Origin of the sequence: Desulfitobacterium nosdiversum (assembly GCF_049860565.1) — a bacterium.
Lineage (GTDB): Bacteria > Bacillota > Desulfitobacteriia > Desulfitobacteriales > Desulfitobacteriaceae > Desulfitobacterium_A > Desulfitobacterium_A nosdiversum.
In genome coordinates this window covers 3,068,108-3,093,645 of the sequence record NZ_CP172056.1, presented here as the reverse complement: position 1 = coordinate 3,093,645, position 25,538 = coordinate 3,068,108, and the positions used below count along the sequence as shown (strand labels likewise).

Sequence of the window (25,538 nt, the reverse complement as noted above, 5' to 3'; positions counted from 1 at the left end):
CTCTTTGCTCCATTCAACCTATTAGCAGAATAAAAATACTAATAGAATAATTTTTTTGTCGAATTTAAAATAAATTTTTAGCCGTTAGAATTATTAATAATCAACTGATAGACGTTTAATTCCTTATAAAAATGATGTAGGATAAATAGTAAGAGAATAAAAGGGATAGCACAAGGAAGGGGCCAACCGAGTGAGGCAAATTGGTGTAAATAATTTAAAAATTGGTGATGTACTCGGTAAAACGATTTATTCAAGTAGGGGTAGAGTCTTGCTCGGAAAAGGGGTTAAGCTTACTCCCTTATTTATTAGCAAACTAAGGGATATGGGAATATCAATTGTTTATATTGAAGATGATCGTTTTGACGATATTGTCGTTGAAGATGTTATTACGGAGGAACAACGTTGGGAAGCGATGGATCTTATTGAGCGGAGCTCCCAAGCGGTACGGCTAGGCAAAGATTTAGATGGATTTGAATTAAAAAGGATAGTAGGCAACATTGTTGAGCAGATCTTATTTAAAAAAGATATTTTAGTCAGTCTAATGGATATTCGAAGTCGGGATAACCAGATGTTTGCTCATTTGGTTAATGTTTGTGTTCTTTCAGTAGTTTTAGGTAAAGCTATGCTCTTGGATAAAGAAAAATTGGAGACCTTAGCGATTGGGGCTTTGCTTCATGATATTGGCAAGATGCAGCTTGATCCTCAGTTAATCAATAGAACCGAAAATCTTTCATCACAAGAAATGGAACAAATGAAAAAACATACATTTTTTGGTTTTGAAGAACTTCGAAAACGTAAAGATTTTAGTTTGGTTGTTGCTCATATTGCTTTTCAACATCATGAAAATGTTAATGGAACCGGATATCCGCGTCAACTGAAAGAAGGGGAGATACATCCCCTGGCGCAAATCGTTGCAATCACAGATCTTTTTGACAAACTGACGTCGGATAATAGTGGAATGAAACGGGTTATGCCTTATGAAGCGTGTGAAATTCTTATGGGATTAGTCGGTAAATATTTCCCATTAGAACCTGTTCGTTTATTTTTAAGAAATATTGCGGCTTATCCAACAGGTATAACAGTACGTCTTAGCACAGGGGAGATTGGGGTCGTAGTTGATCAAAATTTGAGCATGCCTGCTCGACCAGTCGTTCGTGTTTTTGATGATACAGATCCGAATTCAAATAAAGGGAAAGAATATGATATGATTGAATGCCGTACTATCTTTATTACTGAGGTGTTAAGCTAATTTTTTGCTTGATGTTCATGACATTGGGAAAGTAAAGGACATTGCTGACATTTAGGGTTACGGGCAAGACAGGTTCTTCGTCCATGCCATATTAAAAGATGATGGGCGAAACTCCAATTTTCTTTTGGAAGTATGCCTTTTAATTGCTCTTCGACAAGATCTGGATTGTCCCCGGTGGCCAGCCCTAAGCGGTTCGATACGCGCAGAACATGCGTGTCAACAGCTAATGCAGGAATACCAAAGGCGTTGCTTAGGACTACATTCGCTGTTTTTCTGCCTACACCGGGCAGCTCTGTCAATGCGTCAAAATCACACGGAACTTGACCTTCGTATTTTTCAACCAATATTCTACAGGTTGCTAAGATATTTTTTGCTTTATTATGATAGAGTCCGATTTCTTTGATTTCTTTTTCGAACTCCTCTTGAGACACTGAAAGTAAATCTTGTGGAGTAGTATATTTTTGAAAAAGACGTTCTGTAATTTGATTGACTTTCCGATCTGTGGCCTGAGCGCTAAGTATAGTAGCGATAAGCAATTGAAAAGGATTATTGAAATTCAATTCGCAATGAGCGTCTGGATAAGTTTGTTCTAGAAGCTCAAAAATTATTTGGGATGGGGCTTGCCGATGATTTTTCAAAGGGAGGCTCCTTTCTTTTCTGAAATAGTTTTAAGCAGGTGTAAGGAATGAAATGGGCTTATGGGGCTAGCACTTTTTCTCGAAACGCACACTATTTTCTGGCGGCTTCATTTCTGCAATCACTTGGGACAGGCGCGTTTAACATCTTATTTGGAATAACTCTTATGAATTCCGGTCATAGCGAAGCCTTTCTGGGATATGTACTTTCCGTTGGCCTTCTCGCAAATGGAGTGTTTTCTCTCCCAGCTGGAATTTTAGCAGATACCTGGGGGAAGAAGAATGTTTTAATTATAGCACTAATCTGTACTAGTTGCGGACTTGCCGGACAGGTTCTTTCGCCAATTGGCCAGGCAACGGTTTTTTTCTCATTGCTTTTTGGAATGGGACAAGGTATGTTTGCTGCGGTTACACTGCCTCTTCTCGCCGATAACAGCGATCGAAATACCCAGCCTTATCTTTTCAGCCTTAATTTTTCGTTAACGACAGCTGCTCTCGTTTTCGGAAGTCTGTTGGCAGGAAAACTCCCAGAATACATATCTTCTTATTGGAGTTTATTCCTTTTCTCTATTTTACCTGGAATTGGTGTGATATTTGCAGCTTTTATGAGACAACACGGAAAAGTATCTATCGGTCAGAGCACAATGAAAAAAAGAATAAGTATTCAAAAGTACTGGAGTACTCTAAAGACCTTTAAAGTTGCGAGGGATGTTTTTATTTATAATTTTCAAATCGGACTGGGTGCAGGTTTGGTTATACCTTTTTTTAACATATTTCTCTCCCAGAAGCTGCAAGCCCCATTGGCACTTGTCGGTACGGTGATGTCAGTATCTCAAGCAGGAATAGCTTTGGCAGGTTTACTCGCTCCGTTATTAATGCGTTCTTTAGGAAAAGTTAAATCCGTTGTGTTTTTTCAAATTCTATCGATCCCTCTTCTCCTTATGATCGCTTTGCCCCAGTCATTAAGCATCGTCATTTTCTCTTTTTTGCTTCGCAATGTATTAATGAATATGAATCCCCCGATTAGCGGAAGCTTTACTATGGAGATAACACCGTTAAAGCCACAAAACGCCGTATCCAGCCTCGTAAGTATGGCACAAAATTTGAGTCGAGCCTTAAGGGCAAGTATCAGGGGATGGCCTACGGGAATAATGGGTTACAGAGTCCGTATTTTCCTAACCGCATTGCCCTATTTATCAGCAAGTCTATTTTATTGGCACATGTTCGGAAATTATGAGAAGGAATTTGTTTGTGAAAGTCGAATAGGGAGTTGATTGCTTTCATCTGTGAAAGAATCGAAAGGAGAGGTTAGAATGAAATACATTCGGTTTATACATGAGGGATCGACCCAATTCGGTATGCTAAAAGAGGAAAAAATATCGGTTTTAGATCGCTCATTCCTTGACAAAGAGAATAAACCTACGGGTCGAATTTTACAGTTATCAGAAGTTCAGTTATTAGCCCCTGTTCATCCAAGTAAAGTTGTATGTATTGGGTTAAACTATGCCAAACATATTGAGGAATTTGGAAATACTCGACCCGAAGCCCCGATTATTTTTATTAAGCCAAGTACATCCGTTATTGGACCAGAGGCAGAGATTATTTCTCCGGCAATCAGCGGGCAGGTTGATCACGAAGCTGAGTTAGCCGTTGTTATTGGTAAAACTGCAAAAGATATTTCGGAAGAAAAGGCATTTGACTATATTTTTGGATATACCTGCGGAAATGATGTTACAGCACGTGATCTTCAACGGAAGGATGGACAATGGACAAGAGGAAAGAGCTTTGATACGTTTTGTCCAATTGGACCATGGATTGTTACCGATCTTGATCCGAGCCATTTAGATATTCGGGCACTTCTTAACGGTCAGGTGAAGCAATCTTCGAATACACGAAATTTTCTTAACCCTGTCGCTAAGCTAGTCAGCTTTATTTCTCAGGTTATGACATTGCTGCCTGGAGACGTAATTTTGACAGGTACGCCGGAGGGGGTCGGTCCCATGAAATCAGGAGATGAAATAGCCGTTCAAGTTGAAGGAATTGGCGAATTGCGTAATCGTATCCGTTAGTCAGGAGGGGTTATTTTGCTTCGTATAGGGCATAATCAGAACACAAATATGCTTCCCATGTTTTATTTTCTCTCTCAAGGAAATCCTGATTTAGACTGGGTTATTGGTCAGCCGACAACACACAACAAATTGTTGGCTGAAGGAAAAATTGATCTAGCACCAATCAGTGCGTTTTCGTATGGTGAACATTGGCGAGACTACGCGATTTTACCCGATCTTTCGGTATCAACCAAAGGCCGGGTCGGTTCTATTCTTCTCTTTACTAAATATCCATTAAAGGAATTGGATGGGAGAAAAGTAGCTCTCACAAGTCATTCAGCAACCTCTGTAAATTTACTTAAAATTATTCTTAAGGAATTCTACCACTGTATGCCTGAATATGTGATTATGGATGCAGGTCTATCTGAAATGATGGCTGAAGCCGATGCCGGACTGCTCATTGCAGATCAAGCAATTCAAGCCTCGTTATCTAAGCCTGAGGCACAAATCATTGACTTAGGCGAGGAATGGTTCCGGCAGACGGGGTGTCCTATGACATTCTCTGTATGGGCTTATCCTAAATATCTAATTCATGAAAAAGGTGAAGAGATTCGTAATATTCATGAGTTGTTAATAAGCGGCCGAAATAAAGCGCTTAATCATATGGATGAGATTGTTAATACATGCGTTCAAATGCTTGGGGCAACGTCTGATTTTTGGGTTGATTACTTTAATCAGTTTAGCTATACTTTGGATTCAGAACTTCAGAGAGGACTCAGCCGTTATTTTGAGTATTGTGTTAAATATGGTCAACTTGAGGAACAACCGGAAATTTTAATCTGGCCGGAAGATTTGGGTTTGAGGGAATAAGATCATGGGCTGCTGGGTTTATATTCTCCGGTGTGCGGATCAGACACTATACTCAGGGGCTACGACAGACCTAACTCGACGAATTCAGGCGCATAATGATGGAAAAGGAGCTAAATATACTCGGAGCCGAACCCCCGTTCAGCTCATGCAATCTTGGCAGGTCGCAAATTGGAGTCAAGCGCTTCGTTTAGAAGCTGGCCTGAAAAAAATTCCAAAGGTTCTAAAAGAAGAACTCATTCGAGATCCTTTGAAAATCGAAGAGTGGGCAATACATGCAGGCTATAATTTTTCAATTCAAGTTGATTCTGTAAACGATAACACGTACACTAATCATATGAAGCAGTAGAAAGGGGGATTTTACATGCCGATCGTACAAATTGAACTATTAGAAGGCCGAACCTATGAACAGAAAAAAGCTATGGTAGAAAAAGTAACTGAGGCTATAATGGAAACAGCCGGAGCTGCTCGGGAGAATATTTCGATTATCATTCGTGAGATGAACAAAGAAAATTATGCTACTGCAGGGCAACTCGCTGTTGATAAGAATAAGTAATATACTCATTACAGAGTAAAACACATTAAAAAGCAAGAGGCAATTCAAAGATCCATTTGAATTGCCTCTTGCTTTTTAATGGGAATAGATTCCTCCACCGATAAACTCGCGAAGAATGGAGTTAAAAGGAACTTTATGAATATCAATAGGACTAAAATGGTTGAGAAGCCGTAATAAATGATCAGCCGTTGAATAATGCGGATGATCTTTAGGGATTGAAATAAGATGGGGTTCAGCATATGAACGGAGGGCATTTAGTTCGTAGAGTAAACTTGAATTGAACATGACATCGGCTTCTTCTTGATAAGGGAAAATATTGGAATTCTCTCCGCGTCTGACGCTAGGCCATTGGCTTAACGTTTTTTCCGGTGGGAGTCCTCTAAATTTATCATCACGCACTAAACGACGAATTAAACGAACTTCCGTTGTTGGAATTCGATTATAGGTATCAATATTCACTAGAAAAAGAGCACTGACATAAATTTTAAAAATTGTATTACGGTCGAGCGAGGAAAGAAGACGTGGATTAAGTCCATGTATACCTTCAATTACAAGAATTTCATCCGGAGAGAGTTTCATTATTGTTCCGTAATTTTTACGCCTTCCGCTTTCAAAATCGTAAATAGGACATTCAATTTCTTTCCCGTGAATAAGTGCGTGAAGGTGGTTATTCAGTAAAGGCAGGTCTAGTGCCTCTAAGGCCTCAAAATCGGGTTGCCCTTCTGAATCCTTCGGAGTATCTTCGCGGGCACAAAAATAGTTATCTAAGGATAAGGCAACAGGTCTAAGACCATTAACCCGGAGCTGGGTTGCGAGACGCTGTGCAAACGTTGTTTTTCCTGAAGAAGAGGGTCCTGAAATGAGAATGATTCGTACATTTTTACGTTGTTCAAGTATTCGGTCAGCAATCAGGGATACCTTTTTTTCATGAAGTGCCTCAGCAAGACAAATCAATTCTTGGGATCGTTGTTCTTCGATAATTTGATTAACGTCCTGTACTTCAGAAAAATGGAGATTTTCGTTCCAGCGTTGAGTTTCCAAGAAAGTCGCAGCTAATTTTTCAGGAGGGATAAAGGAAGTTAATTTTTCAGGATGATCAGGATTTGAAAAAAGAAGAATAAAACCTGGCGGATAATGAATAAGACGGAAGGGATACATGGGTCCGCTTCGTTCAAGTGGAGGATAGAGTGATTTTATGGTTTGATCGTTGACCTTACAATAGAAAAAACCATCATCCTTTGCTTCAAACGGGAGCAAATGATCTTCAGCAACCCAGGTTTTCAGGAACTCTTCTATACGTGCAACTTCTCTAACAGAAAGCATAGAATCCGCAAACTCACAATAGATTCCATCAAGAATAGAGTAAAGAATCTTTAAGTGTTCATTCGGGAATAATTGATTAACACTATGAATTAGCCATAAAATTAGAGTTTGACGATAACGACGATGTGAATTTTCAGGAATGCTCATGCATGTTCCTCCTTTTAAATAAAAGAATAGAGAAAAACGACGGATTGATGTATCCTATAGAAGGAGAAATGTCTCTGTATAGCGAATAAGAGTATATTCTTGGTAGGAGGGAAACGCGTGTATATAAGTACTAGAGGAAATTCTTCAGAACGAACGGGAAAAGAGGCCATTGCGTTGGGAATGGTTCCTAATGGAGGATTGTTCGTTCCTAGGATTATTCCAAAAATAAATTGGCAGGAATTAAAAGAGTTAAATTATTCCGGATTAGCCCGTAAAATTATCAAGCTCTATCTTCCAGAACTTTCAGATCGAACTTTGGATCAGGCAGTTGGCGTATATCGTCCGGACCTTTTTGATTCAGAAAATCCTGCGCCCTTAGTTCAAGTAGGAAATTTAGGTATCCTCGAACTTTGGCATGGTCCGACCTCAGCCTTTAAAGACATGGCATTGCAGGTCCTTCCGCATTTGCTTAAAGAAAGTATCCAATCAATTGAGGAAGCAGAAAAGGTGTTAATTTTAGTCGCAACCTCAGGAGATACGGGCAAGGCGGCATTAGAAGGCTTTAGGGATGTTCCCGGAATTGAAATCGCAGTCTTTTATCCTGAAAATGGGGTAAGCGCTGTTCAAGAAAGGCAAATGACAACAACTGAGGGCAAGAATACTTTTGTTATTGCTGTCAAAGGAAATTTTGATGAGTGTCAGTCCAAAGTTAAAGAAATTTTTGGCTCTAAAGCAATGATCGATGAATTTAAAAAAGGAAAATATGTTTTTTCTTCAGCAAACTCGATTAACTGGGGTCGACTATTACCACAAATTGTATACTACTTTTGGGCTTATGCACAAGCGGCAGCTTGCGGAAAAATTCAAGCCGGCGAGTTGATAAATATAGTTGTGCCTACGGGCAACTTTGGAAATATCCTTGCCGCATACTACGCCAAGGAAATGGGGTTACCGATAAAGGAATTAATTTGTGCTTCAAATCAGAATAATGTTCTTAGCGAATTTTTTCAAACAGGGATCTACAATCGTCTTCGCCCGTTTTATTTGACCACTTCTCCTTCGATGGATATCCTTATATCGAGCAACTTTGAACGTTTTCTCTATCATATGAGTGATTGTGACTCCGAGAAGGTCAATCTTTGGTTTAAAGAACTGCAATCTGAGGGCAAATTTGAAGTGGATTCTCAAACGTTAGCAAAAGCTAGAGAATATGTTAAGGCGGGCTGGGCAAATGAAGACGAAGTTCAAGCTACAATTCATAAAACTTACGATGAATGTGGATATGTGTTAGATCCGCATACTGCCGTAGCAGTTAAGGTTTGCCAGGAATATTTCGATACAAGCGGGGATTCAACTTATACTATTATTGCGTCAACCGCAAGCCCCTTTAAATTTGCCGGAACGGTTCTGCGGAGTATTGCTCCGCAACAAGGAACAGAGAATGAATGGGAAAGTCTCGAACGTCTTAGCTCACTTACAGGCTGGGCGATTCCATCCGGATTACAAGGATTGGATCAAAAGACGGTTAATAAAACGGAGACTACTGCCCCATCGGAGATACCTAACTTATTAACTAAACTCTTCCTGTAATTGCTCATAAAAGAATAGGGGTTTAAATAAGGAAGTGAAAATCACTTCCTTATTTTAGTTCAAAGCTTTTATTCTCATACCCAGCTTTTTAATATATTATAACAAATTTCTCTTTAGAAACCTCTTTTAATTAAAATATAACTATGACTGAATTTCATTAAATGTAGTTTTAGGATATGAGCCAAGAAGTTTTGTAGATATATTTTTCTCCCGGAGAGCCCAAAGTGCTTCTTGAATAATGGGTGAAAACACATAGCCATCAATATCGACGAAAAAAACATATTCTCCTAACTTTTTTTTGGAAGGACGAGACTCGATTCGGCTCATATTAATTTTCCGCGAAGCAAACTCCTTAAGAATTTCAGATAAGGAACCTGGAACGTTGTCGGCTAAAAAGAGCAAAGAGGTTTTGTCGCCTTCGCTGGTTTCCGTGCTCATTTCAGCCAGTGAATGACCGACCAGGATAAAGCGGGTTGCATTTAAGGTTTCATCCTGAATCTTCGCGGCTTGACATTGGATGTTATAAAGATCGGCAGCTCTCCGTGGTCCTATGGCTGCCCATTTTTCTTCAGTCGACGAAATCATTTTTGCAGCTTCCGCTGTACTTGGACAAATAATTTGCTGTGCTTGAGGAATATAGGTTTCTAGGAAATCTCGACATTGTCCCAGGGCCTGTTCGTGAGAATAAACACGTTCAATTTGGCTCAATTCAAGGGGGATACGTGTTAACAGACACTGTTCAACCGGATGAATAAATTCCTTAGAGATATAGATGTTTTCAGTTTGTGCAAGCATATCGAGCGTTGCCCCTACTTGACCTTCAGTTGAGTTTTCAAGGGGGACAAAGCCAAAATCAATTTCTTTTTTATCGCAGGCTGCGAGAAGTTTGGTAATTGTATTAAACGGAATGGGGTTGGGAAGATTGTTTTCCCATTCTTTTTCATTGGATATAAAAAAATAAAGAGCTTCTTCCGAAAAACTTCCTTTAGGACCTAAATAACCAATGCTGCTCATTTTACTTCTCCTTAAAATTATGTAAAAAAGGCTTAGCATCCCAAAGGGACGAGCTAAGCCTCGCGGTACCACCCTAATTGCCGGCCTTTTAGAGACCGGCCACTCTAATCTTCTGACAACAAGAATACCTGTTAACGGTGGATACCGGCGTTCCCTACTCCCAGTTCAAGAACGCAACTCCTGAGTGAATTTCCGTTCCAGCACCCACGAGTGCTTTCAGTCTATGGCACTTGCTCCCTAACGGTCTGGTTGACGTATACTCTCATTCATCGTTGTTGATAAAATAAAAAATATTTTTAATGATTATAACAGGAAACAGTTAATTAGGGAAGGCTTAATTTAGATAAATTGTTTTAATTTATATTTAATTTATATTTAAACCTTAAAATACTTCGCAAGATTTATTGATTATTTTTAGGTTATCGTTAGATTGAACTTGCACATTGATGTCTCACGGGATAAAATAATAACTGGAAGGTTGGGGAACCTTCCTGGGAGATAGGTGGACGAGGTGGCAGAAACAGGCAGTGGTACGTACGCTGTCTGTTTCACTTTATTCATTTATTTTTCTTTTTACTTATACCAAAGGAGCATCGTAGAATGGCGATTGAAATAGAACATAAATATTTAGTTTACCAAGAATTACTGCCGGGGTTAGGCGAGGGACAAAAAATAATACAAGGATATTTGGCGGTAAAGCCTTCAATTCGCTTTCGAATCCTCGGGCAGGAAGTTATGATTACAGTGAAGAATTTACATAGTGATGGAAGCCGTTTCGAATTTGAGACATCCAAGTCTAATGTAAGTATTGATGAACAGGAAGAGCTTCTTAGGTTGGCTCTTTTTCCTGTAATTGAAAAGATCAGATATCGAGTTCCGTTCTCAGGACTTGTCTGGGAAATTGATGTTTATCAGAGGGAGAATTTAGGGCTAATAACTGCTGATGTAGAATTGCCCAGCTTGGATCACCCTATTGACTTTCCAGAATGGATCAATTCGCAGCAAGAAATTACACACGATGCTCGGTATTTTAATTGGAATCTTGGACAAAAGGCTTTTACAAAATGGGAAGATTCGTAAACGAATGGTAATTTTTTATACTCCTGAGTATAATAATCAGGAAATACGTTAATTCCGAATAGGAGGAATATCAGTGGAACAGGTTAAACTTAAGTCCAGATCAGAAATTCCTGAGGAACATAAATGGCATCTCGAAGATATCTTTCCAAGTAATCAGGCTTGGGAAGATGAATTTGCAAGAGTTGAAAAAAGTCTTGAACAGGCTTCCCAATTTCAAGGCAAATTAGGCGATAGCGCTGATCGGCTGTTAGACTGTTTGAATTTAATGGACGAAATCGGGTCTGACCTGGAAGAAATCTATACCTATGCGCGCATGAGACGAGATGAAGATAACCGTGAAGCAATTTATCAAGGAATGACTGACCGAGCAGGGGCTCTTTCGGTAAAACTCGGAAGTGCGTTCGCTTTTGTGGTGCCAGAACTTTTATCCTTGCCCGCGGGAAAAATCACAGAGTTCCGCAAGGCAAATTCAAAATTAGAAACCTATGATCAAGCGTTAGAAGATATTCTTCGCAAACGTGACCATGTTTTAAGCCCGGCAGAAGAAAAAATCCTTGCTGAGGTTGGAGAAATGGCTGAGGCCCCCAGTACAATTTTTGGAATGGCTAATAATGCTGATCTCAAATTCCCGACCATTAAAGATGAACAAGGCCAGGATGTAGAATTAACGAAAGGCAATTATACTCAATTTATGGAAAGTGCCGATCGAAGTGTGCGTAAGGACGCTTTTGAAGCCCTCTATCATACGTATCGGAAACAAATTAATACATGGGCAGCAACGACCAATGCAAATGTTAAAGCCGATGTGTTTTTTGCTAAAACCCGGCGGTATTCTTCATCTATTGAATCTTCTTTAGATGATGATCGGATTTCTGTTACGGTTTATGATGCTTTGATTGAGACCGTTCGTCAATTTCTCCCTGAAATGTATAGGTATATGAACCTGCGCAAAAAGGCACTGGGACTTGAGAAACTGCATATGTACGATATTTATGTTCCAATTGTGCCCGAGGTTAAAATGGAAATTCCTTATCCCAAAGCTCTAGATATGGTGCGCGAGGGTTTAAAGCCTTTAGGAGAAGATTATCTTAAGGTGCTTAACGAAGGATTTAGTTCCCATTGGGTCGATGTCTATGAGAATCAAGGAAAAACGAGTGGGGCCTATTCCTGGGGAACTTATCGATCTCATCCCTACGTTTTGCTCAATCATCAAGATACGCTGGATTCGATGTTTACAATTGCTCATGAAATGGGACATTCCCTGCATACCTATTTTTCGAATAAAACTCAACCTCATCTCTATGCCGGCTACAAAATATTTGTAGCTGAAGTAGCCTCAACTTTAAATGAGTCATTGGTAATGGAACATCTTCTGAATACAACAGAAGATCCTAAAATGTTAGCCTATTTGCTCAATCACTATCTCGAACAATTCAGGGGTACAATTTTTAGACAGACGATGTTTGCTGAGTTTGAAAAGAAAACACATGCCTTGGTCGAACAAGGTGTTGCCCTGACAGCCGATCTTCTATCCGATGAGTATTTGAAGTTAAATCAAGAATATTATGGATCAGAAGTGATCTCAGACCCGGAAATCGCTTATGAGTGGTCAAGAATTCCGCATTTCTATAGTTCTTTCTACGTTTATAAATATGCAACCGGTTTTTCAGCAGCGATCGCTCTAGCTCATAAGATTCTTGAAGAAGGTGAACCTGCTGTAAAACGTTATCTTACATTCCTTTCGAGCGGAAGTTCCGATTATCCGATTGAACTATTACGTAAGGCAGGAGTTGATATGGAGACTCCTCTACCAGTGAAGGAAGCCTTAGAAGTGTTTAAAGGATTACTCGATCGACTTGAACAAATTTTAGACGGATCTAAATCATAAATAATCTTTAAGGTAATTTTAAAGGGGAGCTGTGATTCATTCACAGCTCCCCTTTGCAGCGTTTCTCCAGCATATTTTGTTTCTAAAGAGACCTTATGTCATCTTAGATACCCCCTTGACGGATACCTTCCCAAATCATTTGATCGGTAAGGAATTCAACAGGGGCACGGTCATCGGTTAAAAGCTGGCCCGACGTAGAGGTAATCCGTTTTATATTGGTTTGGAAGAGAGAGTAAAAAGGTTTTAATTCTTCGGGAAGTTCATTAGGAGGGGTAGAGAGGATTATTGGTTTATCTGAGCCAATCAAGACGTAATTAAGAGAGCCGGGAATCGGCATCAGATAAGTATAGTTAAAAACTGAACATAATGTATTTTCAAAAGCCTGCAGCAACGGAGAAGAGGACGACAGCGCATTTACATTAAGAGCAAGCATGCCCGATGGATTTAATTTGGCTTTGACTTGGCTAAAAAACTCCTGGGTAGACAAATGAAAGGGAATATAGATCTGATTGGAGTAAGCATCAACGATTACTAAATCGGCCTTTCCTTTTTGCGAACGAAGAAAAGAACGACCATCCGCATTAACCACTTTTCCTTCCGATCCATTGAGACCAAAATATTTTTGCCCTAAGGGAATGACATCTGGATCAATTTCAACACCAGTTAATGATAACTGAGGCAATATAGGTTTAATCCAATAATTGAATTGTCCGAGCATGGTTCCGCCGGCAGAGCCAAGTATCCAAGTTTGAAAGGGATATTCTTTGCCTGTCTCGCGGAGAAAAGGGAGAATTAGATAATAGTCATAATAATCTTGAGGAAGAAGCTGATGGTTGGGTCGGGCAATAGACTGAACACCTCCGCCTTCATTATAGATAAGCGATGTACTGCCATCCTCTTCCTTAACTACTTGTACATACTGATAAGGGGTTTCTTTTTCCCACACAACTTGAGAACCGGCTTTTACTGTTCGAGGTCCGAAGAAAATAAGAAGAAGAGGAAGAAGCGTTAAAAGCAGTGCACCTGCCTTTTTTAGACCTAATCCGGAAATTGTTATAAGGATAAGTGCAGAGACGTAAATTGTATTGCGGGTGCCAATACTAGGGATTAATACAAGTGATGGAAGGAAGGTTCCCAGCAAGCTTCCTAGAGTGGAGAAGGCGGAGAGACGTCCTGCGATTTTTCCGGTTTCCTCTGCTCGTGTAACACTTAATCGTAGGGCAAAAGGACTTACCATTGCGAGCAGAAAAATGGGCGGAGCAAATACAAGAAGTGTACCTACAAAAGCAAGGAGAATGGTTTTGATTGGTGTGCCTAAAATACCTTCTGTCAGCATTCCAAACGTGAACTGCGAGATGAGGGGAATAGCTGTTAGTAATAGGCCGGATATTAGAGATATAGAGAAGAGAATTGCAGGTTTTGGTGTTCGGTCAGCCCAGCGGCCGCCAATATAATACCCCGCAGACATGGCTAACAGAATAATACCGATAATATTGGCCCAAACCATTAAAGAGGTGCCAAAAAAGGGAGCAATTAGACGAGAAGCGGTCATTTCGATACTCATAACTGCTGCACCAGCAAAAAATACATAGAAATACATAAAACCTTTAGACATGCTTTTCCCCCTTAAATGTAATTAAACATATATTTGCTTTTAAGATCTAAATTTCCTGCGCATTTAATTTAAAAACTTTAAATGGGATGGATATTATCGAAACTTGACAAAGTTTCTAATATGGATGAATATAAAAGGGACTGAAAATCAATAATGAATAATACTCTTTAGAGGAGTATGAATTGTAGGAAAGGAAGAAAAAAATGAGCGATGTATGTAGTTCATGTTCAGCTGCTGGAAGTTGTACTTCTGGAAGCTGTTCGAATGAACCTCAATTATCTGAGGCCCAAAAAGCAAGCAAGATTGGTAAAATCATTGCAGTTATGAGCGGAAAAGGCGGAGTTGGAAAATCTTCTGTAACAAGTATGTTAGCCGTAAGTTTAAACCGCCAAGGATATAAAGTCGGGATTTTGGATGCAGATATCACAGGACCAAGCATCCCGAAAATTTTTGGAATTACTGAAAAAGCTAATGTCAATAAAATTGGTGTTATTGCCCCCCAAAGCAGAAACGGAATTAAAGTGATGTCCTTAAACTTAATGCTTGAAAATGAGGATGATCCTGTAATTTGGAGAGGGGCAATTATTACCCAATTGATTCAACAGTTTTGGAGTGATGTAGTTTGGGGCGAACTGGATTATCTCTTGATCGATATGCCCCCAGGAACAGGGGATGTACCTATAACAGTTTTCCAAAGCTTACCTGTTAGCGGTGTGGTTATGGTGACAAGCCCTCAACAGCTTGCCGGCATGATTGTTCGCAAAGCAATTAAGATGGCTAAAAAATATGACACTACATTTTATGGATTGATTGAAAATATGGCCTATGCTTCCTGTCCGGATTGCCATAAACGAATTGAAATTTTTGGAACGCCTAAAGGGGCTGAAGAAGCCAAAAAAAATGAGATCCCATATTTAGGCCAATTACCGATTGATCCCGTATTATCGAGTATGTCTGATCTGGGTAAGATTGAAGATTACCAAACAGAGAATTTTGATAATATCGTTCAACGAATTCTTGAAGAAGTAGCCAAGGATAGTAAGGAAAAAGTGATTAATTAAGTATAAGGCTGATGGAGGAACAGAATGCGGGGAGAAATCATGGAATCACATATCCGAAATATTGACTTAGCCCCTCAAGGTCAACTTAAAATTGATTGGGTAGCAGGACATATGCCTGTTTTAAATCAATTGCGGAAAGAGTTTGAGCAGGAGTTACCGTTTAAGGGCAAGAAAGTCGTTGTATGTTTGCATTTAGAGGCAAAAACAGCATATTTGGCAAAGGTAATCCAAGCCGGAGGAGCAGAGGTTACTGTCGTAGCCAGCAATCCACTTTCCACTCAGGATGATGTCGTAGCTGCTTTAGTTGCGGGGGGGATCCATGCTCATGCGTGGCACGGAGCAACGGAGGAAGAATATCATCAACATATTCATCAAGCCTTAGACTTTCAGCCGGATTATATTATTGATGATGGCGGAGATCTCGTGTCTACGATTCATCAGCAAAGAAGGGAGCTTATCTCTCATGTCCAAGGCGGAGCCGAAGAGACGACAACGGGTATTCTTAGGCTTAAGGCTATGGAGCAAAAGGGAGAATTAGGTTTCCCGATGATTGCCGTAAATGATGCTCAAATGAAATATTTGTTTGATAATCGGTATGGCACAGGCCAGTCAGTTTGGGATGGAATTATGAGAACAACAAACCTTGTGGTTTCAGGTAAAACAGTCGTTGTTGCCGGCTATGGCTGGTGCGGTAAAGGTGTAGCGATGCGTGCCAAGGGGTTGGGTGCTCGGGTAATTGTATGTGAAGTCGATCCCATTAAAGCGAATGAAGCTTGGATGGATGGCTTCGAAGTTATGCAAATGTTAGAGGCAGCTGCTCAAGGAGACTTTTTCATTACAGTAACCGGAGACAAAGATGTCATCAGGGGAGAGCATTTTAAAGTCATGAAGGACGGCGCTATTCTTGCTAATGCTGGACATTTTGACGTTGAAGTCAATAAAGTTGAACTTAAGGCACTATCAGAAGAAATGCGAGTTGTTCGCCCAAATATTGAAGAGTTTAAGCTTAAAGATGGAAGAAAGATATTCTTGCTTGCTGAAGGGCGATTAGTCAATCTTGCTGCAGGAGACGGACATCCTGCAGAAGTTATGGATATGACGTTTGCTCTTCAGGCACTTTCCTTAACCGCATTGACTGAACAGGTTACCCCCTTGTCTGCAAAAGTTTATCCTGTTCCCCATGAAATGGATTTACGTGTCGCTCGGCTTAAACTTAATGCATTAAATCTAAAAATTGATGAATTAAGCATTGAACAAAAAGAGTATCTATCAAACTGGGTGCATGGATAAATCGAAAATATTTAAGAATTCATTGTCTAAGGATGGAGTTTTAATAACTTCATCCTTTTTTATAGGAAATTTGAGTCTTTTAAAATTGTTTTTTTATAATTTATAAAATTTTCTTTAATTTTTAGCTGTTATAGTATACAATAGAACAAATAAATTGTATTAGAAATCAGAAAGGAGGGGATATCTATGCCAACCTGTTTTATTCATCCGACGACTTTGTCAATTATAGGAACGAGCAAAGGCTTACGTACTGCCTTAGAGGGATGTAGAAAAGCAGCAAAAGAAAACGATCCTGTCCTTTTCCAAGGTGAAATTGGGACAGGTAAGTTGCTATTGGCGACCTATCTGCATGATGAAGGCGCGCAACACGACAAAACACTGTATGTAGTGGATTGTGCTCAACCTCATGGCATTATACAAAAGCTTCTTAGTGAGGACTTTAACATAAATTATTTTGAGTTCTTAAGCGGAGGTAGTTTTTATTTTCGTGAAGTAGCTAGTTTAAGTCTGGAAGATCAGAAAAGGCTTTATCATTTTTGCCTTAGAATAGAACCGTTAAAAATTCGTATATTCTTAAGTTCTTCTCAAAATATTCATTTTCTAATGCTTGATAAGGCATTTGATCAAAATCTTTATCGCTATGTAGGGCAGTGGGAAATTTCAATTCCGCCCCTTCGTCAGCGAAAGGAAGATATCCCCCTCTTAATTGAACATTTAATCGAAAATTTGAATCTACGCTTGCGAAAATCTGTACAGGGTCTTACTCCACAGGCTGAACAAATATTGACTTCTTACCGTTGGCCAGGAAATATTGAAGAATTAGAACAAGTGCTGACTCGTGCTATACTATTAGGAAATGAACCCTATATTTCACAGCGTCACCTTAGAGGATATTTGCTTTCCTCAGATTATGAGAACACGATTAATGATGTTATGCCGCTGGATCGAATGGAAGAGATCCTTTTAAAGAGTGCTCTTGAACGCTATGGCTATACACTTGAAGGGAAAAAACGAGCTGCAAGAGCCCTCAACATTTCTCTTGCAACTCTGTACAATAAGGTTAAACGCTATAACCTAAATGAATAAAAGAAACAGAAGATGAAGAGATTGTTTCTCATCCTGCTAACATGTTAATGGTTCGCTACGGAAAGAATGTAAAGACAGAAACAATTTTTGATTTCGAACAAATTCTTTTTGATAAAACCGGAATCGGACCGGGGGTGAAATTTTGAATACATCAACAGATGAATATCAGGAAGTAATTTCTGCAGTTCAGGGATTTTATGCGCGCAAAGATTCAGCTCATAATTTAGAACATGCGTTAAGGGTTAGAGATTGGGGAAGAAAAATAGCGCAGGCAGAAAATGCAGAGCTGCGTGCCGTGGAATTGGCTGCGATCCTTCATGATATTGGGCGTTCGGGAACACTTGAGAAAACACACGCAGAAAGCAGTGCGGCATTGGGAAAAAATGTTCTTCAAAAACTTGGATATTCAGAGGATTTAATTCAAAAAGTTATTGGGGCGGTAGTTTCCCATTCTCGCGAAGGTGGACATGAACCTCTTTCACTTGAAGCGAAAGTTCTTTATGATGCTGATAAATTGGATTTTGTAGGTCCGATAGGCATTGCTCGCTTATTTACCTGGGGGGGCAAGGAAGGGAAACCCTTTTTTGGTCCGAACTCTTGCGAAGAGTTTTATTGCGAGAGGATACGTAATTATGCAAATCATCTTTTTACGGATAGTGCAAAAAAATATTTTATGCCGCTATTTGAATACTCTGAAGATTTCTGGCATCAGTTATCCAAATTAAAAGCTTAAAGGGAATGGATAATGGTTATACTAGGATTATCTGCATCAGAAAGGTCGGATAATCTTTGTTTAAATTTCTATGGCGAATTTTTGTTGTTTTAGTATTTCTCTTTCTAATTAAAACTACGTTTAGTTCTCAAACTGAAGCGTATATTACTTGGCCGGAAAAACAAAATTGGGTTGAAAGAGTAAAATACCAGGTAGACCGTATACAGCAGGATGCACAGGATCTACCGGCAAATGTTGAAATTGAACTTAAACGCTTATGGAAAGATGTTAAACCTAAAAATGACGCAAAACTAGTTTAGTTTGTGATTTGACTTTGGGCTTGATTAAATGTATTATGAAAGGCATCTAAAGTCTCTTTTAGATCCAGATGATTTTAAAAAGGAGTGGCGATTGAGTTATGGTTAATATTACAGAAATCGCAGCCCAGAAAGTAAAAGAGGTTATGGCAAATCAAAACTTAAATAATTCTTATTTGCGCCTCTATGTAGCTGGGTTTGGTTGAGGAGGGCCGAATTTCGGCATGACTCTGGATGAGTCTAAGAATGAAAACGATATTGTCGATGAAGATTTTGGAGTAACAATTCTTACAGAGGAAAAACTTGCGCCTTATCTTGAAGGAGCAGTTGTTGATTATGTAGAATCCCGTTACGGCGGCGGCTTCGAAATTAAAACTAATAATGAAAGTAGTTGCGGGTCAAGCTGTGGCGGAAGCTGCGGCAGTTGATCCTAAATCCGGAAAGAGCTTTTTAAGCTCTTTTTCTTTTTTGCAGAGTTTAATAAGCAATTATATTTTTTTAGGTTTATGGCAAACACTAAGTTAGAATAAATCTATTTAAAATTCATCAAAAGTATTTATGACATAAAATTTTTAGAGGTTTAAGCTAACTTACATTCATTATTATAGATTTCCTTGAGTATGGATAGTTAAAGGACAGTTTAAAAAATAGACATTTTCGGGTAAAATATTAAGTGTAATAATCTTCCTTTGGGCTATGGAGCGCTATTCTAGTGCATAAAATGGCAGTCGAAGGCGGGCCTAAGAATCCGCCGAGGGCATACCGATGAAGTTCCTGGTGGCGGCTTGCGACGCCCAGTCGAGGGTTGCTGCTGGGAGTTAAGGTTCAAGGGGGATCCGCAATGGCATGCGGGCGCTACCCTTAACCGTGGAGGCCTAAGTGCGTGGCTCCAATCGGAGTTACGGCTTAGGGGATGAACCTGCATTAGGAAGGAACTTAGTGCAGTGTAGCCTGCCTTGAGGTGGAAAAGTTGGGAAGGCTAGAGGGATTTGGATCCTATTGGCCGATAGGGTTCAGTCTGCTGGAAATTCTTTTCTGCAAAAGAGGCTAGACTGTTAAAGAGTGTTAAGGAAAACTTCTAGAGCGATAATTAGTGAGGATTGAAGTGCGGTCTCAGTGGTGATCAAGTTCTGAATGCTGGTGACACCTCAGGCTAAGAGAAAGAGGAAACCGCCCTTCGGGAAACCGGGGGAACTTAGTGGGAAAACCTACTTGACCTAAGCCGCAATATTTTTTCATTAATGTCCTAAAGCCCAAGGGATTCACCTCTCATATGAGAGGTGTTTTTGATTTTATTCTAAAAATTACCTTCTTCTAAAAGAGGAATTTGGGGTTTATTGACGAATACTACAAGGTGATTAAACGCTGAATCTTTTTGGACTAATCTAAAGGACAGGGCCTAAAAGAGCGGGGGATTCTATTTGGGGTGAATCGCAAGTTTTTTTGCGTAGGGCTTTACACCTTCTTGCCCGAATCCGTCAACTAACCTCGTAAGCGAAAGAAAGGTGGATTTCGTTTAATGGTTTTATCCTCACGGAGAGTGTGGGTAGGCAGTGCTGTTTTGTCCAGCGCACTGCTGCTCAGCAGTCTACCAGGAGTGCATACGCCTGCCCAAGCTGCTGAGTCCACGACTGGCTTGAAGACTGTAGTTTTATCTTCTAACCCATTGTCCGGGTATTCAGCATCTGCAGTACGCAACTCAATCATTACTACAGCCGGAAAGGTCCAGGTGAAAGTGGACAAGCCAAATCAAAAGGTCCAGGTTGTTGCTGCTACAAATTCAACTAAAAGATCTGATTCTTCGCAAAAGACAAAGCAAGTTGCCAGTACAGCCCAAACGAAGCAACAAATTTCACGGAGTAATGACTCTGCTGCATCGTCAGTCATTCGCAACGCCATGAGTCTTGTGGGTACACCGTATTCCTTTGGTGGAACAAGCAGAAGCGGATTTGATTGTTCGGGTTATACCCAATATGTATTTAAAGGCTCAGGAATTAGTTTGCCGCGTACATCTTATGCTCAATTTGGCGTTGGAACTGCTGTTACCAAGAGTCAATTACAACCTGGAGATTTGGTGTTTTTCACTACATATTCTTCAGGAGCTTCCCATGTCGGTATTTATATCGGTGGTGGAAACTTCATTCATGCATCGAATAGCGGTGTGAGAACCACAAGTTTAGGAGAGAGTTACTATGCTTCTCATTTCGTAGGAGCGAGAAGAGTAAACTAGCTGACCGGACTAAAAAGAGAGTAGCGATTACGCTGCTCTCTTTTAAATTATGGGCAACCAAGTAACAGGCTTATAATGCTGACATTCTCCGCCTGGCTTGGCAGAAGTTAAATTATGAATGTAATGATCTGTTTTACGGCATTTTCCGACTCTCTTAAAATAGCATGCTCTGCAGAGTTCTACACGGTAGTTGAGGATCATTCCTTTTTTACCTCCCGAAAATGATGATATACTGTTTCAGCAATTGGTATGGGCAGACCGGCAGCCTGAAGTTCCTCAGGACTTGCAATGCGTATCCTTTCAATCGATTTAAAATGGCGTAAAAGAGCTTGACGACGCTTAGGACCAACTCCAGGTACACCGTCTAGTTCGGAAAGCGTCATTGTTTTGGCTCGTTGTTGACGGTGAAATGTGATTGCAAAACGATGAACTTCATTTTGAATCCGTTCTAATAAATGAAAGGTTGGGGAATCTTTTTTGATATCGACGGAGCTTCCTTTTTGATTAAGCAGTCCTGCGGTTTGGTGACGGTCATTTTTTACCATCCCTGCCACAGAAATGGTAAGTTCCAGCCCTTGAAGCGCTTCAAGGGCTGCACTGATTTGGCCTTTGCCACCATCGAGTAATATCAGGTCCGGCATGGATAAGTTTTCTTCCTTAAGACGAGCATAGCGGCGACTAATAACCTGACGCATGGCAGCAGTGTCATCCATATTTTCCATAGGTTGAATTTTAAATTTACGATAGTCATGACGATTAGGCTTGCCGTCTAAAAACTGAACCATGCCCGCTACAGTGTGGGTACCTGCAATATTCGAGATATCAAAAGCCTCAATAAGGTGAGGTGCCGCAAGATTTAGAGATTTGCCGAGTCCTTCTAAGGCCTGGAGACTTTCTTCAATGTGATGGGCTTCAAGTGTTATTTGATCGTGCAAGGTTTTTTGCGCATTCTCCATTGCCAATTTAACCAAATCATGTTTTTGGCCTTTTTGTGGGATAACGATCGGAAAAAGAAGAGTCAAGATTGAGATGTCTATTGGGGGAACTAAAATTTCTTGAGGCAGTGAAGCTTTATCTGTATAAAATTGTGCAAGAAAGGAAATGAAGGCTTCCTCAGGATCCTCATAAAAAGGAAAAATAAAATTATCTCGGGATAATAATTTCCCCTGACGGAGATAAAAGACTTGAATACAGATTTGATCCTTTGTTAAGGCATAACCAATGACATCGCGGTCAATAAAATCGTTTAAGGTAATGTTTTGCTTCTCGCCGATCTTTCGTAAGTCAGAAATTAGATCGCGGTATTCCTTTGCTTTTTCAAATTCCAGGTTCTCAGCAGCTTCATGCATTTTTTGTTCTAATTGTTCCAGAATTTTATGTTGATCTCCTTTTAAAAAAGCAATAACTTCTTTACGCATTTGGTTATAAGACTGAGGTTTGATTTCTTCGATACAAGGTCCCAAACACTGATGAAGATGATAATAAAGACAAGGCTTGGTCGGAATATGGCGGCACTTGCGAAAGGGAAAAAGCCGATTCAGCAGACGTGATGCTTCTCTTGCCGCTGTGGCATTTGGATAAGGCCCAAAGTATCTACCAGAGCCTTTTTTCACTTTTCGCGTGACCATGATTCGCGGATGAACTTCTTCGGTTATCGTGATATACGGATAGGATTTATCATCTCTTAAAAGGATATTATATTTAGGATTATGTTTCTTAATAAGATTGCACTCAAGAACAAGGGCTTCAACTTCTGAATCAGTAATTATGGTTTCAATATCTGCAATTTGACTGATCATCAATTCCGTTTTGCCGTTATGAGATCCTGTAAAGTACGAGCGAACCCGGTTGCGCAGGATTTTAGCCTTCCCCACATAGATAACATGGTCGGAAGAATCTTTCATTAAATAAACTCCTGGCTTTTCGGGAAGCAGGCTTAATTTTTGATGCAATATCTCCATGTCTTCACTCACCTCTTTATATCTTATCATTCTAGTGGGTGAAGTGCTGTGTTGCAAGTTTTACCTAAGGAATTATCATAACGGCATCATCAAATTCGTATATTGTTCTGAGGACTAGAACGAACAGGGAGGGATGATTATGCCGAGTTCTTGGGGACGTCCGCCCCGTAATGATATCTGGCAGGACCTACAGGCCTTGGCGTTTTGGATTTTGATTATAGGGGTTGCAGGTTTTCTTTTCTTTCCTACTTTTTTTAAAGATGTATATTCGCGCCTAGCAGAGCCGACAACGACAGTATCCACTGACTCAGGCAACTTAAATAATTATGGTGTGAACTTAGACTCAAACAATTTATCCCAGGGAACGTCTAGTCTGCTAAATCCCCAAGGATATTCCTCCAGCGTCATAAACGGATTATATGGGAATAACAGTGAAGTTTCCACAGGATATTGGGTTATCTTTGTGGCCGATGGAACCTTTAAACAATTGCCGGTGACAAGTGAGTCCTATACGTTTTTAACAAACTTAATTGATCGTGATAAAAATACAGATCCCAAAAACACATTAATTCTTGCGGCAAACGGGCAAATCCGAAAATATACAGTAAGTGACGAAATCTATGTCATTATAACCAATATGGCTTTGATCGATACGAGAACCCGAACGACGGGGTAACCTTTTCAGTCAAACAGCAATTTTGCTCCTGCGGCGAACAGTGCTAAACCAAGAATTTGCCAAGGGTTCCAAGGTAACCTTTCAACACCAAGCCAGCCTAAATGATCGATGATAAGTGCGGTTCCGACCTGGCCGATGATAATTGCCGTTGTTGCATTGCACATACCGATTTTGGGAATACTCATTGCAACTAAACCAATGATTAGTACACTGAGAACTCCGCCCAGATAAATATACCAGGGTATTGAAGTGTAATTATATTGGAAAATTGGTATTCGGACAGCTACAACAGTGAGCAGAGCGACAATGACTCCTATAACATGTACTGCTAACGTTGCGGCTAACAAATGCGTCTTTTGTGAAAGCAAGGAATTTAAGGCACCTTGAACAGCCATTAAAATACCGGAAAAGCCTGCAATAAGAAAGGGAAAAGATAAGAATTTAAACATAATAACCTCCTCGATAATTTTAGAAGGGATGGACAAGTTCTCCAAGTTCGTTAAGAACTAGTTCGTATTCGTTTTACAAGGTCAGGGGAAAATGAAGATGTAACATCATTTAACGAAAAAGAGGTGGCGTCGTGGATATTGATTACAATCTTGTACAACGGGCCCAGATGCTGCTAACTCTTGATCATCCTCTGACTCAAGTTAAAGATATCCTTCTCCGTGAGGGTTATCCGCGGGACCAAGTCATTGAACTTATTGAAGCCACAGAAGAAGTTTTAAATTACTTAGTTCCGCCGGAATATGACGAAAATAAAATAGGAATTGATATCCTTCATCCCGGAGAAAAAGTTCAAGGCAGAAAACCTTCTGTAGACATTCTTATCGATAAGCATAGCGGAAAATTAAATCTCTTAACCCCGCAATATCAGGAAACATGGAGAGTTGCTAATGAAGTGAGAAAAGCAATTAAAACTCAAAGATCTGCTTACTTAGACTTTAATTGAGTTTTTTAGGCGAAGACGTTTTTGTCGTCGCCTTTTTGTTATTAAGTATATTGTTTTCGACTAATCCTTAAATTATGTTATAATTTTAGAAGCCTGATTTTTTGACAAGGAAGAAGGAAATACATTGGAACCTCTAACATATGGTTTAGAAGATATCTTCGAAAAAGTAGAATCGAACATTCGCCTAACCTTAGAAGACGGTGTTAAATTGCTAAATACGAAGAATATGTTGGGCTTGGGATATTTAGCAAATGAAAGAAGAAAAAGCCAGACGGGTAACTTTGTTTATTTTAATAATAACGGTCATATTAATTATAGTAATGTTTGTAAAATCAGATGCGGTTTTTGTGCTTTTGGTAAGGAACCGGGGGAAAAAGGGTCATATACAATGGATCTTGAGGAAATTGTCCGGCGAGCGGAGAACTATGGCTCATTAGGTGCAACAGAGATTCATATTGTCGGTGGTATTCACCCTGATCTTCCATTTTCATATTACCTCGATTTAATTCGGAGAGTTCATAAAGCGGTCCCTTCTGTAAGTTTGAAAGCTTTTACTGCGGCAGAATATGATTACTATTCCCAATTAGAAGGAATTCCAGTCGAAGAAATACTGCTTCAAATGAAAGAAGCAGGAGTCAGCTTTGTAACCGGCGGGGGAGCTGAAAATTTCAGCCAGCGTGTAAGGGATATTATCTGTCCGGGAAAGTTAACCGGGGAGAGATGGCTGGAAATTCACCGAACAGCACACCGTTTAGGCATCCCTTCTAATGCAAATATGCTTTTTGGCATTATCGAAACAGACGAAGAGGTTATTCAACATCTTTTGGCATTAAGGAATTTACAGGATGAGACCGGCGGATTCTATGCTTTGATTCCTACTGCTTTTCATCCTAAGAATACGAAGTTCGCCGATATAAAACAAGCAAGTGCGATTCGAACTTTAAAAATTATGGCCGTATCACGTTTGATTTTAGATAATTTTAAGTACATCAAAGCGTATTGGGTAGCGTCGAGTCCCCAGGTGGCCCAAATTGCTTTAACTTTTGGGGCTAATGATTTGGATGGAGTTGTAAGAGAAGAAAAGATTTATCATACTGCAGGAGCATCAAGCCCACAAATGCAGACGGAGTCAGAATTAATTAACTTAATTAATGAGCTTGGCTTAACGGCAGTTGAAAGAGACACGTATTATAATATTTTAAAAACATACGAGACAAGCAGTTCTAAGTAAGGATAAGTTG

26 protein-coding genes, 1 riboswitch and 1 other annotated feature are annotated in these 25,538 nt (G+C 39.9%); of the genes, 19 read left to right on the top strand and 7 right to left on the bottom strand.

The window, feature by feature from the left end:
* The first annotated feature begins 190 nt into the window (after nt 1-190).
* Entirely contained in the window at nt 191-1,249 is a 1,059-nt protein-coding gene (locus tag ACHOLT_RS14880; RefSeq protein ID WP_425802162.1) for an HD-GYP domain-containing protein, read from the top strand.
* On the opposite strand, the gene nth is transcribed toward ACHOLT_RS14880, so the two are convergent.
* Nucleotides 1,246-1,887 (bottom strand): endonuclease III, encoded by a 642-nt coding sequence (gene nth / locus ACHOLT_RS14875; RefSeq protein ID WP_425802160.1) that lies wholly within the window; start codon nt 1,885-1,887, stop codon nt 1,246-1,248. The two genes, ACHOLT_RS14880 and nth, sit on opposite strands and share 4 nt — an antisense overlap.
* A 47-nt stretch (nt 1,888-1,934) precedes the next feature.
* Between nth and ACHOLT_RS14870 the strand changes: the two genes are divergently transcribed.
* From ACHOLT_RS14870 to ACHOLT_RS14850, 5 genes are read left to right on the top strand one after another with little or no spacing between them, the layout of a single operon-like run.
* Nucleotides 1,935-3,158, top strand: a complete 1,224-nt coding sequence (locus ACHOLT_RS14870) for an MFS transporter (protein WP_425802158.1) — start codon at nt 1,935-1,937, stop codon at nt 3,156-3,158.
* Nucleotides 3,159-3,197: 39 nt separating this feature from the next.
* Nucleotides 3,198-3,953, top strand: coding sequence for a fumarylacetoacetate hydrolase family protein (locus tag ACHOLT_RS14865; RefSeq protein WP_425802156.1), 756 nt, complete (start codon nt 3,198-3,200; stop codon nt 3,951-3,953).
* A 15-nt stretch (nt 3,954-3,968) separates the two neighbouring features.
* On the top strand, nt 3,969-4,802 hold the full coding sequence (locus ACHOLT_RS14860) for a menaquinone biosynthetic enzyme MqnA/MqnD family protein (protein ID WP_425802154.1): 834 nt from the start codon (nt 3,969-3,971) through the stop codon (nt 4,800-4,802).
* A gap of 4 nt (nt 4,803-4,806) precedes the next feature.
* Nucleotides 4,807-5,148 (top strand): GIY-YIG nuclease family protein, encoded by a 342-nt coding sequence (locus ACHOLT_RS14855; RefSeq protein WP_425802152.1) that lies wholly within the window; start codon nt 4,807-4,809, stop codon nt 5,146-5,148.
* Nucleotides 5,149-5,163: 15 nt separating this feature from the next.
* The gene (locus ACHOLT_RS14850) at nt 5,164-5,355 is read left to right on the top strand and encodes a 2-hydroxymuconate tautomerase (RefSeq protein ID WP_425802149.1); all 192 of its coding nucleotides are present in this window, start codon (nt 5,164-5,166) and stop codon (nt 5,353-5,355) included.
* 75 nt (nt 5,356-5,430) lie between these two features.
* On the opposite strand, the gene ACHOLT_RS14845 is transcribed toward ACHOLT_RS14850, so the two are convergent.
* Nucleotides 5,431-6,825 carry a nucleoside kinase gene (locus ACHOLT_RS14845; RefSeq protein WP_425802146.1) on the bottom strand — a complete coding sequence of 465 codons (1,395 nt, stop codon included), beginning with the start codon at nt 6,823-6,825 and terminating at the stop codon, nt 5,431-5,433.
* A 117-nt stretch (nt 6,826-6,942) separates the two neighbouring features.
* On the opposite strand from ACHOLT_RS14845, the gene thrC reads away from it, so the two are divergent.
* The gene (thrC, locus tag ACHOLT_RS14840; RefSeq protein ID WP_425802143.1) at nt 6,943-8,415 is read left to right on the top strand and encodes a threonine synthase; all 1,473 of its coding nucleotides are present in this window, start codon (nt 6,943-6,945) and stop codon (nt 8,413-8,415) included.
* Between the two features lie 141 nt (nt 8,416-8,556).
* Here the strand turns inward: thrC and pheA are convergent, their stop codons facing one another.
* Nucleotides 8,557-9,429 carry a prephenate dehydratase gene (gene pheA, locus ACHOLT_RS14835; protein ID WP_425802140.1) on the bottom strand — a complete coding sequence of 291 codons (873 nt, stop codon included), beginning with the start codon at nt 9,427-9,429 and terminating at the stop codon, nt 8,557-8,559.
* A 41-nt stretch (nt 9,430-9,470) separates the two neighbouring features.
* Nucleotides 9,471-9,708, bottom strand: a binding site (T-box leader).
* Nucleotides 9,709-10,029: 321 nt separating this feature from the next.
* Here pheA and ACHOLT_RS14830 point away from each other — a divergent pair.
* Nucleotides 10,030-10,509, top strand: a complete 480-nt coding sequence (locus ACHOLT_RS14830; RefSeq protein WP_425802138.1) for a CYTH domain-containing protein — start codon at nt 10,030-10,032, stop codon at nt 10,507-10,509.
* 73 nt (nt 10,510-10,582) lie between these two features.
* Entirely contained in the window at nt 10,583-12,397 is a 1,815-nt protein-coding gene (pepF, locus tag ACHOLT_RS14825) for an oligoendopeptidase F (RefSeq protein ID WP_425802135.1), read from the top strand.
* 103 nt (nt 12,398-12,500) lie between these two features.
* Here the strand turns inward: pepF and ACHOLT_RS14820 are convergent, their stop codons facing one another.
* Nucleotides 12,501-14,012 carry a spermidine synthase gene (locus ACHOLT_RS14820; protein ID WP_425802133.1) on the bottom strand — a complete coding sequence of 504 codons (1,512 nt, stop codon included), beginning with the start codon at nt 14,010-14,012 and terminating at the stop codon, nt 12,501-12,503.
* 203 nt (nt 14,013-14,215) lie between these two features.
* Between ACHOLT_RS14820 and ACHOLT_RS14815 the strand changes: the two genes are divergently transcribed.
* The 7 genes from ACHOLT_RS14815 to ACHOLT_RS14785 all read left to right on the top strand — a co-directional run bounded on the left by ACHOLT_RS14815 (nt 14,216) and on the right by ACHOLT_RS14785 (nt 20,708).
* Nucleotides 14,216-15,073, top strand: coding sequence for an Mrp/NBP35 family ATP-binding protein (locus ACHOLT_RS14815; protein WP_425802131.1), 858 nt, complete (start codon nt 14,216-14,218; stop codon nt 15,071-15,073).
* Nucleotides 15,074-15,097: 24 nt separating this feature from the next.
* The gene (locus ACHOLT_RS14810) at nt 15,098-16,363 is read left to right on the top strand and encodes an adenosylhomocysteinase (protein ID WP_425802129.1); all 1,266 of its coding nucleotides are present in this window, start codon (nt 15,098-15,100) and stop codon (nt 16,361-16,363) included.
* A 186-nt stretch (nt 16,364-16,549) separates the two neighbouring features.
* Nucleotides 16,550-17,449 (top strand): sigma 54-interacting transcriptional regulator, encoded by a 900-nt coding sequence (locus ACHOLT_RS14805; RefSeq protein ID WP_425802127.1) that lies wholly within the window; start codon nt 16,550-16,552, stop codon nt 17,447-17,449.
* Between the two features lie 139 nt (nt 17,450-17,588).
* Entirely contained in the window at nt 17,589-18,182 is a 594-nt protein-coding gene (locus ACHOLT_RS14800; RefSeq protein WP_425808087.1) for an HD domain-containing protein, read from the top strand.
* 56 nt (nt 18,183-18,238) lie between these two features.
* The gene (locus ACHOLT_RS14795) at nt 18,239-18,481 is read left to right on the top strand and encodes a hypothetical protein (RefSeq protein ID WP_425802125.1); all 243 of its coding nucleotides are present in this window, start codon (nt 18,239-18,241) and stop codon (nt 18,479-18,481) included.
* A gap of 98 nt (nt 18,482-18,579) precedes the next feature.
* A complete protein-coding gene (locus tag ACHOLT_RS14790; protein ID WP_425802123.1) occupies nt 18,580-18,906 on the top strand; it encodes a HesB/IscA family protein in 327 nt (108 codons plus the stop codon).
* Nucleotides 18,907-19,831: 925 nt separating this feature from the next.
* Nucleotides 19,832-19,991: riboswitch (cyclic di-AMP (ydaO/yuaA leader) on the top strand.
* Between the two features lie 6 nt (nt 19,992-19,997).
* A complete protein-coding gene (locus ACHOLT_RS14785; RefSeq protein ID WP_425802120.1) occupies nt 19,998-20,708 on the top strand; it encodes a C40 family peptidase in 711 nt (236 codons plus the stop codon).
* A 42-nt stretch (nt 20,709-20,750) separates the two neighbouring features.
* Here the strand turns inward: ACHOLT_RS14785 and ACHOLT_RS14780 are convergent, their stop codons facing one another.
* Nucleotides 20,751-20,909, bottom strand: a complete 159-nt coding sequence (locus ACHOLT_RS14780) for a hypothetical protein (RefSeq protein ID WP_425802118.1) — start codon at nt 20,907-20,909, stop codon at nt 20,751-20,753.
* Nucleotides 20,906-22,669 carry an excinuclease ABC subunit UvrC gene (uvrC, locus tag ACHOLT_RS14775; RefSeq protein ID WP_425802115.1) on the bottom strand — a complete coding sequence of 588 codons (1,764 nt, stop codon included), beginning with the start codon at nt 22,667-22,669 and terminating at the stop codon, nt 20,906-20,908. The genes ACHOLT_RS14780 and uvrC overlap by 4 nt, the downstream gene beginning before the upstream one ends.
* Nucleotides 22,670-22,808: 139 nt before the next feature.
* Between uvrC and ACHOLT_RS14770 the strand changes: the two genes are divergently transcribed.
* Nucleotides 22,809-23,345, top strand: coding sequence for a hypothetical protein (locus tag ACHOLT_RS14770; RefSeq protein ID WP_425802112.1), 537 nt, complete (start codon nt 22,809-22,811; stop codon nt 23,343-23,345).
* A gap of 5 nt (nt 23,346-23,350) precedes the next feature.
* Here ACHOLT_RS14770 and ACHOLT_RS14765 read toward each other — a convergent pair whose 3' ends face one another.
* Nucleotides 23,351-23,794: a DMT family transporter gene (locus ACHOLT_RS14765; protein ID WP_425802109.1), complete on the bottom strand. Its 444-nt coding sequence runs from the start codon at nt 23,792-23,794 to the stop codon at nt 23,351-23,353.
* A 131-nt stretch (nt 23,795-23,925) separates the two neighbouring features.
* Between ACHOLT_RS14765 and ACHOLT_RS14760 the strand changes: the two genes are divergently transcribed.
* Nucleotides 23,926-24,297 carry a hypothetical protein gene (locus ACHOLT_RS14760; protein ID WP_425802106.1) on the top strand — a complete coding sequence of 124 codons (372 nt, stop codon included), beginning with the start codon at nt 23,926-23,928 and terminating at the stop codon, nt 24,295-24,297.
* A 124-nt stretch (nt 24,298-24,421) separates the two neighbouring features.
* On the top strand, nt 24,422-25,528 hold the full coding sequence (gene mqnE, locus ACHOLT_RS14755) for an aminofutalosine synthase MqnE (RefSeq protein WP_425802103.1): 1,107 nt from the start codon (nt 24,422-24,424) through the stop codon (nt 25,526-25,528).
* Nucleotides 25,529-25,538: the final 10 nt, after the last annotated feature.